This window comes from Asticcacaulis taihuensis (assembly GCF_900100255.1).
GTDB lineage: Bacteria > Pseudomonadota > Alphaproteobacteria > Caulobacterales > Caulobacteraceae > Asticcacaulis > Asticcacaulis taihuensis.
Window position 1 is genome coordinate 25,705 of record NZ_FMTS01000011.1, and the last position, 12,818, is coordinate 38,522.

Consider the following 12,818-nt stretch of genomic DNA (forward strand, 5'->3'; position numbering starts at 1 on the left):
GACCACATATTGAGTTGTTTTTGAAAATTTATCGCGCCGCAATATATGCGCCTGCGAATCAAGAGCGCCAATCTTCCAAACCTGAGAGCCCGGGCCCTTCGGTTAAAGATGCCACTTCAGCGCGATCTGGAACTGGGTCTGATTTTGCTTCGCCTCAAGCCCCTGGGTTTGCCGTGCCGGGCGGTCACTGACCACATGCAGTGCCTCGGCCCCCAGATCGAGATACTCATTGACCGGTTTCATCCATGCTAGGGTGGCACTGTAGCCGGTTTCACTGTTATCATCCACCGCCCGCCGCGAATGGTCCTTGACGGCAAAATAATCCACCCGCCCGGTAAGTCGCGCGCCGTTGTCACACCTATGCGACACCAGCAGGTAGGCCGACTCGAAACCGGTATCGACAACGCGGTGCCCCTGCCCTAGCGGCCAGCCGGTAGCGGTTTGTCCGGTCATGTACTGGCTCAGCCACTCATCTTTCGTGGTCAGCCGCCAGGCCAGGCCGAGATTGTAGAAACGCGTTGCCCAGCCCCACTGGCCATTGCGCAGGGCCATCGGATCGCCCTGATTGTCGTAGATTTCGAGATTGACCGCCACCGGCGCCGGCGGGCGCCAGTCCAGGCGGGCATAATAGCCCAGCCGGCCGTCCAGTTCGACCATGGGCTTGCTGACCGGCGCCTGGTTGTCGTCGAATATCCGATACCAGCCCTGGTCTTCGCCCTCGGGCAGTTTCAGCCGGGTGTTTTCAGCCGAGGCCATATCGTGCAGCGCCCAGCCGCGCCAGCTCAGCAGCGTCCCCGCCGTGTCGTCGCGCGTGAAGCCGCCCAGGGTCAGGCCCAGCCTGTGACCAGCGAAGGTTTGCTGCGCGTTGACCTCCAGCCCGCGCACCAGCACTTCTTCGCCGATCCACGAATTGATGGCCGAAGGTGTAAGGCTGCGCGGCGTCGTCCACCCCGTGCCGTCGTGCTCCATGGAGACCGGCGGAAACATCTGGCCAAGACGCAGGCCGTAACGAAAAGCGGATTTCGGCACCGGCTTCCATTGCAGATAGGCTTCCTCGACACCGACCGGCACTTCGGCATCGGAGACTCCCTGAAGCAGGACATAGCCGGAGAAGGTATCGGTCAGTTGCGGCTTCCACAAAATCGCCGCCTGCGCGATATCGGCCGCCATTTCATTGCCATGCCTGAGCTTGCCGAAACCACCGTCAAGCCAGCCCCGTTCGCCATTTGTCTGACTGAGGCGCAGATCGATCCAGGCCGTATAATTGGCAGGGGCAAAAAGGCTGGTTTCCGCATAGGCCGAGGTGACGCACACCATGCCCGCCGGCAACAGCAGGGAGGCCAGGGCCGGCGCCATTCTTCCCCGGAATGCCTTCATGCGATCAGACCGCCTTTCGATTGCGATAGGTTGGCATCTGGGTCTTTGTCTCCGACATGCCGCTGAAATCGTTCAGGAAGAGAATCAGGTCACCGAAGGGCATGGGCTTGCCGATCCCATAGCCCTGGGCGATATCGCAGCCCATGGATTGCAGCAGTGTAAAGGCCGCCGCCGTCTCCACGCCTTCGGCCGTCACCTTCATGCCGAGGCCGTGCGCCAGATCTATGGCCGAGCGCACCAGCAGGGCGTCGCGCTGGCCGCTTTCGATCTCCATGATAAAGGAGCGGTCGATCTTTAACTCGTGCGCCGGAATCTGCTTGAGATAGGCCAGAGACGACAGCCCGGTGCCGAAATCATCTATGGAGATTTCCAGCCCGCGGTCGACAAAGGTATTGATCGCCGCCAGGCCGATCCGCGGATCCTCGATAACCGCCGTCTCGGTGATCTCAAGGCATATCTGCCCCACCGCCTGGTCGCATATGTTGAGCGCATGGGCATTATAGGCTTCGTCGCTGAGCAGGCGGCCGGAATAGTTGATGCTGATATCGAGGTCGAAACCGGCCGATTTCAGGCGCCCCTGGTCGGCGATGCAGGTGTGCAGAACTTGAGTGGTTAGGTCGCGGATGGCGCCGGTTTCCTCGGCGATCTGCACGAAGCGCTGCGGCGAGACATAACCCCGCTCGGCATGGTTCCAGCGCACCAGCGCCTCCACCGAGATGATGCGGCTTTCCCGGTAGCTGAACTTGGGCTGATACCAGACCTGCAGGGCCTTGCTGGCCAGGGCGGCGTAAAGCTGGTCGGTCAACAACAAGGTATCGGCCAGTTCGGAATAGATGCGGGGGTCGAACAGGGCGATCCGGGTCTTGGCAGCGCGGGCCTGGTCGAGCGCGATCAGGGCGCGTTCGATCATTTCATCGGGCGTTGGGCGGGCATTGGCCATATGGTAGACGCCCAGGCTGACCATGACGTCGAGGCTCTGGTCTTCGGTGACCTTGATTCGTTTGTCGAGGCGGGCGGCGATGGCGCGGGCCAGCGGCAGGGCCTGGTCGACCTCACACGGATGAAGGCACAGGCCGAGCGTATCGGCCGACAGGCGGGCGATATAGGCATTGGCGAAAATGCGGACCAGAATGTCCTGCAAACGGGCGATCAGCGTATGGGCGTAAGAAACGCCCCAGACGGCGCGGATATGGGCGTAGCGGTCGATCCCGATACAAACGACGACCACGCCACTATCGATGCCCTTGTCACGCAAGCCTCCGATATAGTCCTCGAAGGCCGAGCGGTTCGGCAGGCCCGTGGCCATGTCGCTCTTGGCCAGCAGGGTAATGTCGCGTTCACGATCCTCGATGGAGACGGCCATGTCGTTGAAGGCCGAAGCCAGGTCGGCCATTTCATCCTGGGTGGTGATCCGCACCTGGCCGGGGCGGCCGTCACGCAGGGCGAAGGCGGCGTCCTTCAACGCCAGGATCGGACGGGTCAGGTTGCGCGCCAGATAGAGACTGGCGGCCACCACCATGCACAGGCCAAACAGGCCGATAGCCAGCAGCGCGGTCAGCAAGGGCTGATAGGATTTCAGGGCGGAGCTTAAGGGATAGCTGAGCAGCAGCACGCTTTTTTGCTGGCTGTCCAGATTCGGCAGGGGCGTGGCCACGGCGATCATGGTGCCGCGGCTGGAATGGACCATGCTGGCGGCTTTAGTTTGCAGGCTCTTGTCGATGAAGAAGCTGAGTGAACTCGGCTTGTAGTCGCGGGTCTGTTCCTGCGGGCCCAGCCACAGGCCGCCGCGCGTCTGGGTCAGGATGCCCGCCTTGATGGGAATCGATGACAGCCCTTGCAGGTTCTGCATCTCGTTGTCATCGAGCCTCTGGGCGAAAACGACCCAGCCGAGGCGGTCCGGCGCCATGACCGGCGCGGCCACGGCCTGGTAGGGGTGCGTGTCTATGGCGATGATGCCATTGACGGCGCCGAACTCATCCTTGCGGCTCAGGGCGCCGGCCAGGGTCTGGCCCAGGGAGCCCTGCTCGCCCGCCATCGGCTGGCCGTCACGGCCAATGATCAGCCCGGTCTCGATATTCAGCCGGCCCTGGAGATTGTCGAAGGCCGATTCGACCGTGGCCGTGTCGTGCGTCGCCAGAGCGGACTTGAAGCCGAAATCGCGCGACAGCAGGACGGCATTGGTTTGCAGTGCGTCCGATTTAAGGGTCCAGATACGCTTGAAAACACTGGCCGACGCCTGCAATTCCTTCTGGACCGACGCACGGGCATAGGAGACCACCGCCATGTAGCTCGCGAGCGCGATCAGCAGCAGGGCCAGGGCGAAAAGCCCGCCGAACATCACGGCCAACCGGGTACTGAGGCGTTTGAAAATAAGCATGTTCTAGTACTGGCCCGCCGTCGGCGCGACCTGACGCACCTTGATACTGAAGGTCTGGACGGCGTTCGCCTTGCCCACCGTCATGTTTTTTGCCGTTTGACGCTCGGGCGTTTCCTGGTTCGGATGCCACACAGCCAGGCTGCCGGCGCCTTCCGGCACGCTCAGGGTGACGCGGCCGTCAGCACCGGTCGTGGCATAGTAGGGCGTATCAACCACACGGATATAGGCGCTCATCGAATCGTGAATGTTGCAGCCGAGCGCCACCGAACCCGGATGATCGAATTTCATCGTACGGCTCTTGCCCTTGCCATAAAGGGGAAACTGGAAGGGCTGGGCCGGTGAAAAGGAATAGACGTGGTGATTGACACGGTCCATGTTGGGAAAGGCAACGGTCGCCCCGGCCGGCACGGCCAGCACATAGGGGCTGAACTGGACGTTCTTCTGCGCCATGACAAAGGCCCGGCCTTTTTCCGCGGCCGGTATGGCCGCACCACCGGCGGGCGTCCAGGTCACCACCGCAAAAGCGACCGGCCGGCCCGAGGCGTTGTTGACCGTAACGGCCAGGTCAGCGGCCGTGGCGGCCGCTGCGGACGCGAACAGAAGGACAGCCAGGACAGGAAATACATATTTCATGCGCCCGAAATATCACAACAGTTATAAAACTCGGTTAAGCGCGCATTTAATAAAAAGTAATGAAAGCCGGTTTGGGGCGGCAAACTATACCGTCGCAGAAACTGGGGAAGTATAGAGTTTTCAATAGAGGAGGGCGCACATGAGCATAATGAGATTGAATGAATTCAAAGCCTTGCCTGGAAAATTCGAGATGCTGGTCGGGCTTTTCGAAGAAATAGTGGGGCAGATTCGCACAGTAGAGGGCAATGAACGCTGCGAACTTTACCTGAAGGTTGCAGACGGCGTCGACGAAGACGAAAAGTTGATTGTTCTGGAAGTCTGGAAAAATATTGCAGCGCACAAGAACGCAGCTTCGGCGATCGATCCGAAACAGTTCAAGGCGGTCATGGCCCTGCTCAGCGAACGACCTTCCGGGCAGTATTACACGGCGACCGAAAGTTAAGCCCTTCCCTCGGCTTCGGGCAAATTCTATAGGAAACCTTCAGCTATCGAAGAGTTTCCCATGGCCAGTTTCGCCAGCGACAATACCGCCCCCGTCCATCCGAAAGTCATGCAGGCCCTGATCGACGCCAACAGCGACAATATGTCGGCCTATGGCAATGATCCGGTCACCGAAAAATTGCAGGAAACGGTCCGCATGACGTTCGGCGCCCCGCAGGCCCGGCTCTTTCCGGTATTCAATGGCTCGGCCTGCAACGGCCTGGCCCTGGCGCGGATGATCCGGCCCTATGAGTCGATTCTGGCCCATCGCCAGAGCCACATCAATAACGACGAATGCGGCCTGCCTGAGTTCTTTACCGGCGGCAGGATCATTGGCCTTGAGGGTGATCATGCCAGGCTGACCGTAGCCTCCATTGGCGATCTGATCGAGCGCACGCTCGAACACGCGCCGCATACCTCACGGCCGAAAGTGATCAGCCTGACGCAATCGACCGAACTGGGCACGGTTTATTCGCTCGACGACCTGAAAGCCCTGTCCGGTTTCGCCAAATCGCATGGCCTGTACATCCACATGGACGGTGCCCGCCTGGCCAATGCCGTGGCCTCGCTTGGCTGTACACCGGCGGAGGTCGTCGCGGGCGTCGATATCCTGTCCTTCGGCGGCACCAAGAATGGCGCCATGCTGGCCGAGGCGGCCATCATCTTCAATCCGGAACTGGTCACCGATTTCGCCTATATCCACAAACGCGCCGGGCAACTGCCTTCCAAGGCGCGCTATGTCTCGGCGCAGTTGCAGGCCCTGCTGGAAAACGATCTGTGGCTTGATCTCGGCCGTCATGCCAATGCGATGGCCAAGGTGTTGTGCGACGGCCTGATCGACCGTCCGGGCGTCGGCCTGCTGCACCCGGTCGAGGCCAACGAGCTGTTCGTCACCCTGCCGAAAGTCACTGCCGACCGTCTGTTCGCCAGGGGACACCGCTTCTATAACTGGCCGAACGAAGGGCCCGACGCCTACCGCCTCGTCACCAGCTTCGCCACCACCGAAGACGACGTAAAGGCATTTCTGGAAGACTGCTGATGTCCAAAACCACACCCGGCACTCTGATGCTCAGCAAGCTCGGCATCGCCTTCGAACTGCATCCCTACGATTATGATCCCGACGCCCCCCGCGTCGGATTGCAGGCGGCAGAAGCGCTGGGCGTCGATCCGTCCCAGACCTTCAAGACCCTGATGGCCGAGGTGGACGGCAAGCCGGTCTGCGTGGTGGTGCCGTCGGATTGCGAGGTCAGCATGAAGAAGATGGCGGCGGCCTTCCACGGCAAGTCCGGTAATATGATGAAGGTGCCCGATGCCGAGCGCCTGACCGGCTATAAGGTCGGCGGCATCTCGCCCTTCGGCCAGCGCAAGACGACTCCAACCGTGATCGACGAGACGGCGCAATTGTTCGATGTCGTTTACATAAACGCCGGCCAGCGCGGGCTGTTGCTGAGTATTACGCCAGATGACGCGGCGCGGTCATTAAACGCGCCATTCGTGGATTTGACGGCTTAACTCCCCCCAAACCAGTTATAGCCCAGGTCTTCCCAGTAACCGCCGGGATAGACATTGGTGACGAAGATTTCGACAATGTGCTTCGGGTTCTTGTAACCGAGCTTGGTCGGCATCCGCAGCTTCATCGGAAAGCCGTATTTGGCCGGCAGCAACTGGCCGTCAAAGGTAAAGGCCAGCAGGGTCTGGCTGTGCAGGGCCGTCGGCATGTCGATCGAGGTAAAATACCCATCGGCGCACTTGAAGCCGACATATTTGCAGGTGGTATCGGCCCCTACCCGCCTGAGAAATTCCGAAAACACCACACCGCCCCAGCGGCCGATGGCGCTCCAGCCTTCAACGCAGATATGGCGCGTGATCTGCTCGGTGTGCGGCAGGGCATAAAGCGCCGGCAAATCCCACGGCCGGCGGTCAGCTATCTTGCCGGAAAGCTGAAGCCGGAAGCTGCCGGGATCGACCACCGGCGCCTTGTCGACACTGTAAAAGGCGTTGAACGGAAACGGCTGTTTGATATCGGCCTCGGTATAGGTCGGGGCCAGGTTATGCGGGTTGAAGATCACGCCTTGCGCCCCGTCATTAAAGCGCGACACCGCCTTCAAAATCTCTTTCACCGAGCCATAGTGATTGAGCGTTATACCGGTGGCCAGCGACAGCCCGCCGAGCGTCAGCACATTGCCGAGCAGGCGGCGCTTGGCGGGGTCTTTCAGCAGGCCATTGGCCTCCTTCAGGATCGCCTCTTCGTCTTTTTTGATTTCCGGGTCCATATCAGCGCCCCCACAACATAGCTTTGATCGTTTTCGGCACCAGCAGAGCCATGACCACATGCACGACGATAAAGGCGACGATGGCCGCCATGGCATAAAAATGGATATAGCGCGCCGCCTCATAGCCGCCGAGCAGGACACGCAGCCAGCCGAACTGCACCGACTTCCACAGCACCAGGCCAGAAGCGATCAGCACCACCAGATCGACCATGGCGAAGAGGTAGGCCAGTTTTTGGATCGTATTATACTGGCGAATATCGGCATGGCTCAGATGGCCTTTCAGGAACGCCTTGATATCGCTCCATAACCCACGCGGTGTAATCGGCAGAAACTGTTTGCCACGCCGGGAAGCGATAAACAAAACTGCATACAGAATAGCGCTGGCGAACAGCACCCAGATGGCGGCGAAATGCCACTGTATGGCGCCGCCCAGCCAGCCGCCGAGCGTCCATTTCGCCGGGAACAGCCGTTCATGTGTAAAGGGCACATTGAGGTGCAGGAAACGCGTGGCGTTATAGATGCGCCAGCCGCTCATGATCAGGATCACCACCGCGGCCGCATTGGCCCAATGGATGATCCGCAGCCATAACGGATGGATACTGGTCCGGTCATCGTCCATGCGCGCCTCCCTGTCTTGCCTCAGCTTAACACGTATACGCGCCCCACCCAAATCCGGTTACATTTTAGAAGATCATTGACTTGGGGGTAGCCACATGTTGACGTTCACGGAAACAATCACGCGAGTCTCCGATGGCCAAGATTGAACGTTTCAAGAAGATCAACTGGTATCCGCCACTGATCGGCGCCGGCATCCGGGTCATTGAAACGGCGCCGGATTTCACCGCCATCACAGTCGAGATGAAGCTGCGCTGGTGGAACCGCAATGTCGTCGGCACCCAGTTCGGCGGGTCACTTTACATGATGTGCGATCCGTTCTTCATGGCGATTTTGATGACCAAACTCGGCCGAGGCTATATCGTCTGGGACAAGGCCGCCTCGATCCGCTTCCTCAAGCCCGGCCGCAAGACGGTGCGGGCACATTTCCATATCCCGCTACAGGAAATCTCCCGCGTAAAGCTGATGGCCGATACGGATGGCAAGTGCGAGCCGGAATATGAGGTCGATGTCGTCGATACAGACGGCGTCATAGTGGCCAGTGTCCACAAGACGCTCTATGTCCGCCGAAAGGACTTCCAGAAGCCGGTTTAGGGCAGCTTCATGCCGCGCTCGACGGCCGGGCGGCGGCCCACCTCGGCCAGCCAGTTGGTGATAAACGGCCGCGCCTGGATCAGCGGTTCGACATGATCGGGCACGCGCGTGCGATACTGCTGGAGCCACGGATAGACGGCGATATCGGCGATGGAATATTCCGCGCCGCCGACATGCTGCGATTCACTCAGGCGCTTTTCCAGCACATTGAACAGGCGCTCGACCTCGGCGGCATAGCGATTGACGCCTGTGGGTGTCTGGCCCTTATCCGATACCACGAACCAGCCAAGCTGCCCCATCATCGGCCCCAAACCGCCCATCTGCCACATCAGCCACTGTATGACGGTATGGCGCGCGTGAAGACCGGTCGGTAGGAAGCGGCCGTACTTTTCCGCCAGATAGATCAGGATGGCGCCACTTTCAAACAGGCTCAGCGGCCCGCCATCGGCTTCGTCATCGACAATGGCCGGTATCTTGTTATTGGGCGATATGGCGAGAAATTCCGGCCGGAACTGCTCATCCTTGCCGATATTGACCGGATGGCTTTCGTAAGGAATACCAAGCTCCTCCAGCATGATGGTGGCCTTTCGGCCGTTCGGGGTGCCCCAGGCATAGAGATGTATCATGGTTCGTTCCTCTCGATATTACCGTACAAGATGGGCGCTGGCTCTTGGCTTGCAAGCCTAGCCGGGCCGGAAAACCATTAGCCAGAAGCTAACCCGCTTTGGTGAAAGCGGCTGTACAAAAAAGGCCCCGGCATCCCTGCCGGTGCCTTTCTTGCATTGGTCTTGTCGGGCTCGAAGATTATCTGAGCGAACTCAAGCGCTTCGATATCGAGACCTTTGAGGTTTAACCACCCAGATAATCCGCCTTGCCGAGCGGCACGCCGGAATGGCGCAGGATGGCGTAGGCGGTGGTGACATGGAAGAACATGTTGGGTATAGCGAAACCGGTCAGATAGTCCAGCCCCTTGAATTCGATGGTGCGCGACGGAAACTTCAGAACGATATCGCGGCTCTCGGAGCCGGCAAACCCAGTGGCATCGACCGATTTGACGAAATCGATCGTTTTTTGCAGACGCTCGTGCAGTTCGGCGAAGCTCGCCTCATCATCGGCATAGGACGGGTTTTCGACACCACCCAGACGCGCCGCCACGCCCTTGGCGGTATCGCTGACCAGTTGGATCTGCTTCGAAAAGGGCAGCATGTCGAGCGCCAGGCGCGCATTCAGCACGGTGGCGTCCTTGATGTTCTTTTCCGCCGCCCAGGCTTCAGCCTTGCTTAAGATGGCCTTCAGATTGGTCAGCGCATTGAGCACCACCGGCACGGACGCCTTGTACATATCGATTTGAACTGCCTCAGACATAGTCTTCCTCTCGTGTGTCAGGTAGGGAAGCCCGCATATGGGGTCAGTTGGCCGGCTTGGAAGGTCTGGTCTGCGCAATATATTCAAGTTCGCTCTGGGCCGTTTCATTATCCGGTTCCAGTTTCAGGGAGTCCTTGTAGGCGGCCTCCGCCTCGTCCCAGCGCTCAAGCTCGACCAGCACATAGCCGCGCTTGCGTAGGGCATTGGCCATCATTTCATCCGGCAGGTCGGGATTGCGCGCCAGATAGGCGTCAAGCTGGCCAAGAGCCTCCGGGCTGCGGTGCAGCGCCGCCAGGGTCAGGGTATCTTCCATGATCAGGTAATCGAAATTCGGATCGTTCAGCAATCCCTTGGCATAGGCGTCATGCGCCGACTGAAAATCTTTGTTCTCGAAATAGATCCAGCCGACGACAAAGCCCAGAAGCGGATAGGGCAGGGCTTCACGTTGTTCGACCTTCGTGGCGCCAAATTCTTTTTCATGCCCCTGGATCATGGCCGAAAGGGTCAGGAAATCGCTCAGTTCATCCGAATAGACAATGATGCTGTCGCCGCAATGCTCTGGGTGGGAAACGATATCCGGTGCATGGCCAAGCGCCGTTTTCAGGTCAGGCAGCAGGACGTTCAGCTTGTCGATATCATGCGCCTGCATGAGATCGAGCGCCGACATCGCCAGGGCCATATCGGCCTTTTCCTGCGCCGCGTCATGCGTGCGGCATTCGACGATCTGCACATTGGGCAAGCGCGGCGCGGCCTCATCCGCCAAGACCGGCGACGCCATGAAAAAGACCGCCGCTAAAAGACCCGCAACACGTATTGTCATCATGAATATTCCCCCCTGCTGTGCCCCGCGAGCAGACCACATTTTCATCCCCCAGGCAATTACCGTTTCCGATCATCCGCTGCCGCAATTACGCCGTATAACCGGGTGATGAATTTCGCTCGAATTGTGACGGCGGCCACTTGAAATTCATAACGGTAACTATTATTGTTACGTTTCTGATTTTGTTTCACCTCCGTAAGAGAGTTCCCATGACCAAGTTCGCTATCAAATCCCTGTTCGCCGCCTCCGTCTTCGCCCTGGTGGCGTCCGCTTCCGCCTTCGCCGCTGATACTTACAAGCTCGACGCCGGCCATACCTCGGTGACCTTCCAATATACCCACTTCGGCTTTTCGCACCCGACCGGCAAGTTCATGAACGCCGTGGGTTCGGTCACGCTCGATGACGCGACGCCCGCCAACAGCTCGGTCGAAGTCTCCTTCGATATCAACGGCATCAATACCGGCGTGGCCGCGCTTGACACCCACCTGAAAAGCGCGGATTTCTTCGACGCCGCCAAGTTCCCGACCGCTACCTTCAAGAGCACCAAGGTTGTCCAGACCAGCGCCACCACGGCCGACGTGACGGGCGACCTGACCATCCACGGCGTTACCAAGCCGGTGACCCTGAAGGTGACGCTCAACAAGAAGGATGTCCATCCGATGATGAAGAAGGTCGATGCCGGCTTCACCGCCACGGGCACCATCAACCGCTCGGATTTCGGCATGGGCAACTATGTACCAGCCGTCAGCGATCAGGTTGACCTCTATATCGAAGCGGAAGCCATCGCCCAATAAGACCCCGGAGGGTTCGAATGTTCAGATTCGCTACAGTTTGCCTGGCTTTTGGTCTCATGACCACACCGGCTTTTGCCGCCGATACGCTGACATTCGAACCCGACCACACCTCGGTCGTCTTCCAGTATCCTCACTTTGGGATGTCGCATCCCTCAGGCAAGATCATGGGCGCCACCGGCACACTGGTGCTTGATAAGGATGACCCGGCGAACAGCACGGTCGACATCACGCTCGACATGAAGACCCTGACGACCGCCCTGCCCGATTTCGACACCCTACTGAAGAGCGAAAAGTATTTCGATATCGCACAGTTCCCGACCGCCACCTTCAAGAGCACGAATGTGGAACTTACCGGCGAGAATACCGCCAATATCACCGGCGACCTGACGATTCACGGCATTACCCAAAACGCGGTGCTGGCCGTCACCTTCAACAAAAAGGCCTTCAATCCGGCCCTGTTCAAGACCGGCTACGGCTTTTCCGCCACCGCGCATCTGAGCCGTAAAGCCTTCGGACTGGGTAATCTGGAGCCGATCGTCGGCGACGATATCGATCTGATCATCGACGCCGAAGTTTATTGAGAGACATGACATGACCAGAACCCCGACCGTCTATATCCCCCACGGGGGCGGACCGTGCTTTTTCATGGACTGGAATCCCGCCGGCATGTGGGACGAGATGGGCGCCTACCTGAAGCGCCTGCCGGCCGATGTCGGCGAGAAACCAAAGGCCCTGCTGATCGTATCGGCCCACTGGGAAACGCCGGAATTCACCGTCATGACCAAGCCGGCGCCCGGCATGTTTTTCGACTATTATGGCTTCCCGCCGCATACCTATGAACTGAACTATCCCGCGCGCGGTTCGGAAGTGGTGGCCGCACGCGTCCAGGCCCTGGCCGCCGCAGCCGGCATCACGGTTGTGGCCGACAGCGACCGCGATTTCGACCACGGGGTCTTCATCCCCATGCTGATGGCCTGGCCGGATGCCGATATCCCGACGCTGCAACTCTCGCTGAAAAAGGGCTTGAGCCCGCAGGAACATATCGCGCTGGGCAAGGCCCTGGCCCCCTTGCGTGACGAAGGCGTGCTGATCATCGGTTCGGGGATGAGCTTCCATTCGATCCCGCGCCTGATGGGTCGCGGGTCGGGGAGCGGCCCCGCCTCCCACGCCTTCGATGACTGGCTGACCCGGACAGTGAGCGGCGATATCAACGGCCTGAATGACTGGGCCGGCGCCCCCGGTGCGCATGAATGCCATCCGCGCGAAGAACACCTGATCCCGCTGATGGTGGTGGCGGGTGCGGCGGGAGGCGATACCGGCCGACGGACCTATCACGAGGATAGTCTCGGCAATACTGGCATCGCCATCAGCGCGTTTCAGTTCGGGTGATACCTGCTAAAAAAATCCTCCCCTGTAGCGAAGCGTACGGGGGAGGTGGCGCGGCTTGTCCGCGACGGAGGGGGCGTAATAACGACAGAAATTTGCCCCCT

The 12,818-nt window shown here is 59.5% G+C and carries 15 protein-coding genes; 7 read left to right on the forward strand and 8 right to left on the reverse strand.

The features are described from left to right. Window positions 1–102: 102 nt before the first annotated feature. From BLO49_RS17420 to BLO49_RS17430, 3 genes are read right to left on the reverse strand one after another with little or no spacing between them, the layout of a single operon-like run. On the reverse strand, window positions 103–1,356 hold the full coding sequence (locus tag BLO49_RS17420; RefSeq protein WP_245679087.1) for a porin family protein: 1,254 nt from the start codon (window positions 1,354–1,356) through the stop codon (window positions 103–105). Between the two features lie 25 nt (window positions 1,357–1,381). Continuing rightward, window positions 1,382–3,754 carry a bifunctional diguanylate cyclase/phosphodiesterase gene (locus BLO49_RS17425; protein WP_090650817.1) on the reverse strand — a complete coding sequence of 791 codons (2,373 nt, stop codon included), beginning with the start codon at window positions 3,752–3,754 and terminating at the stop codon, window positions 1,382–1,384. 3 nt (window positions 3,755–3,757) lie between these two features. Further along, the gene (locus BLO49_RS17430) at window positions 3,758–4,387 is read right to left on the reverse strand and encodes a cupredoxin domain-containing protein (protein ID WP_090650818.1); all 630 of its coding nucleotides are present in this window, start codon (window positions 4,385–4,387) and stop codon (window positions 3,758–3,760) included. A 139-nt stretch (window positions 4,388–4,526) separates the two neighbouring features. On the opposite strand from BLO49_RS17430, the gene BLO49_RS17435 reads away from it, so the two are divergent. From BLO49_RS17435 to ybaK, 3 genes are read left to right on the forward strand one after another with little or no spacing between them, the layout of a single operon-like run. Beyond that, window positions 4,527–4,829, forward strand: a complete 303-nt coding sequence (locus BLO49_RS17435) for an antibiotic biosynthesis monooxygenase family protein (RefSeq protein ID WP_090650819.1) — start codon at window positions 4,527–4,529, stop codon at window positions 4,827–4,829. A gap of 60 nt (window positions 4,830–4,889) precedes the next feature. Continuing rightward, window positions 4,890–5,906: a threonine aldolase family protein gene (locus BLO49_RS17440; RefSeq protein ID WP_090650821.1), complete on the forward strand. Its 1,017-nt coding sequence runs from the start codon at window positions 4,890–4,892 to the stop codon at window positions 5,904–5,906. Next, window positions 5,906–6,379, forward strand: a complete 474-nt coding sequence (ybaK, locus tag BLO49_RS17445; RefSeq protein WP_090650822.1) for a Cys-tRNA(Pro) deacylase — start codon at window positions 5,906–5,908, stop codon at window positions 6,377–6,379. The genes BLO49_RS17440 and ybaK overlap by 1 nt, the downstream gene beginning before the upstream one ends. Here ybaK and BLO49_RS17450 read toward each other — a convergent pair. Together BLO49_RS17450 and BLO49_RS17455 are read right to left on the reverse strand one after the other, a co-directional pair. Further along, window positions 6,376–7,140 carry a molybdopterin-dependent oxidoreductase gene (locus BLO49_RS17450; protein ID WP_090650824.1) on the reverse strand — a complete coding sequence of 255 codons (765 nt, stop codon included), beginning with the start codon at window positions 7,138–7,140 and terminating at the stop codon, window positions 6,376–6,378. The genes ybaK and BLO49_RS17450 overlap by 4 nt on opposite strands. Window position 7,141: 1 nt before the next feature. Then, a complete protein-coding gene (locus BLO49_RS17455) occupies window positions 7,142–7,759 on the reverse strand; it encodes a cytochrome b/b6 domain-containing protein (protein WP_090650826.1) in 618 nt (205 codons plus the stop codon). A 131-nt stretch (window positions 7,760–7,890) separates the two neighbouring features. Here BLO49_RS17455 and BLO49_RS17460 point away from each other — a divergent pair, with 131 nt between their 5' ends. Further along, window positions 7,891–8,349 carry a DUF4442 domain-containing protein gene (locus BLO49_RS17460; RefSeq protein WP_090650827.1) on the forward strand — a complete coding sequence of 153 codons (459 nt, stop codon included), beginning with the start codon at window positions 7,891–7,893 and terminating at the stop codon, window positions 8,347–8,349. Here the strand turns inward: BLO49_RS17460 and BLO49_RS17465 are convergent. The 3 genes from BLO49_RS17465 to BLO49_RS17475 form a co-directional block, all read right to left on the reverse strand. Continuing rightward, window positions 8,346–8,975 (reverse strand): glutathione S-transferase N-terminal domain-containing protein, encoded by a 630-nt coding sequence (locus tag BLO49_RS17465; protein WP_090650829.1) that lies wholly within the window; start codon window positions 8,973–8,975, stop codon window positions 8,346–8,348. The two genes, BLO49_RS17460 and BLO49_RS17465, sit on opposite strands and share 4 nt — an antisense overlap. Window positions 8,976–9,198: 223 nt before the next feature. After that, window positions 9,199–9,714, reverse strand: coding sequence for a DUF1993 domain-containing protein (locus BLO49_RS17470; RefSeq protein ID WP_090650831.1), 516 nt, complete (start codon window positions 9,712–9,714; stop codon window positions 9,199–9,201). A 43-nt stretch (window positions 9,715–9,757) separates the two neighbouring features. Then, entirely contained in the window at window positions 9,758–10,537 is a 780-nt protein-coding gene (locus BLO49_RS17475) for a tetratricopeptide repeat protein (RefSeq protein WP_170828390.1), read from the reverse strand. 206 nt (window positions 10,538–10,743) lie between these two features. Between BLO49_RS17475 and BLO49_RS17480 the strand changes: the two genes are divergently transcribed. Genes BLO49_RS17480 through BLO49_RS17490 form a run of 3 tightly spaced genes read left to right on the forward strand, consistent with a single transcriptional unit; the run spans window position 10,744 to window position 12,717 of the window. Beyond that, on the forward strand, window positions 10,744–11,328 hold the full coding sequence (locus tag BLO49_RS17480; RefSeq protein WP_090650834.1) for a YceI family protein: 585 nt from the start codon (window positions 10,744–10,746) through the stop codon (window positions 11,326–11,328). 17 nt (window positions 11,329–11,345) lie between these two features. Next, the gene (locus BLO49_RS17485; RefSeq protein WP_245679088.1) at window positions 11,346–11,909 is read left to right on the forward strand and encodes a YceI family protein; all 564 of its coding nucleotides are present in this window, start codon (window positions 11,346–11,348) and stop codon (window positions 11,907–11,909) included. A gap of 10 nt (window positions 11,910–11,919) precedes the next feature. Then, window positions 11,920–12,717 (forward strand): DODA-type extradiol aromatic ring-opening family dioxygenase, encoded by a 798-nt coding sequence (locus BLO49_RS17490; RefSeq protein ID WP_090650836.1) that lies wholly within the window; start codon window positions 11,920–11,922, stop codon window positions 12,715–12,717. The last annotated feature ends 101 nt before the right edge of the window (window positions 12,718–12,818 follow it).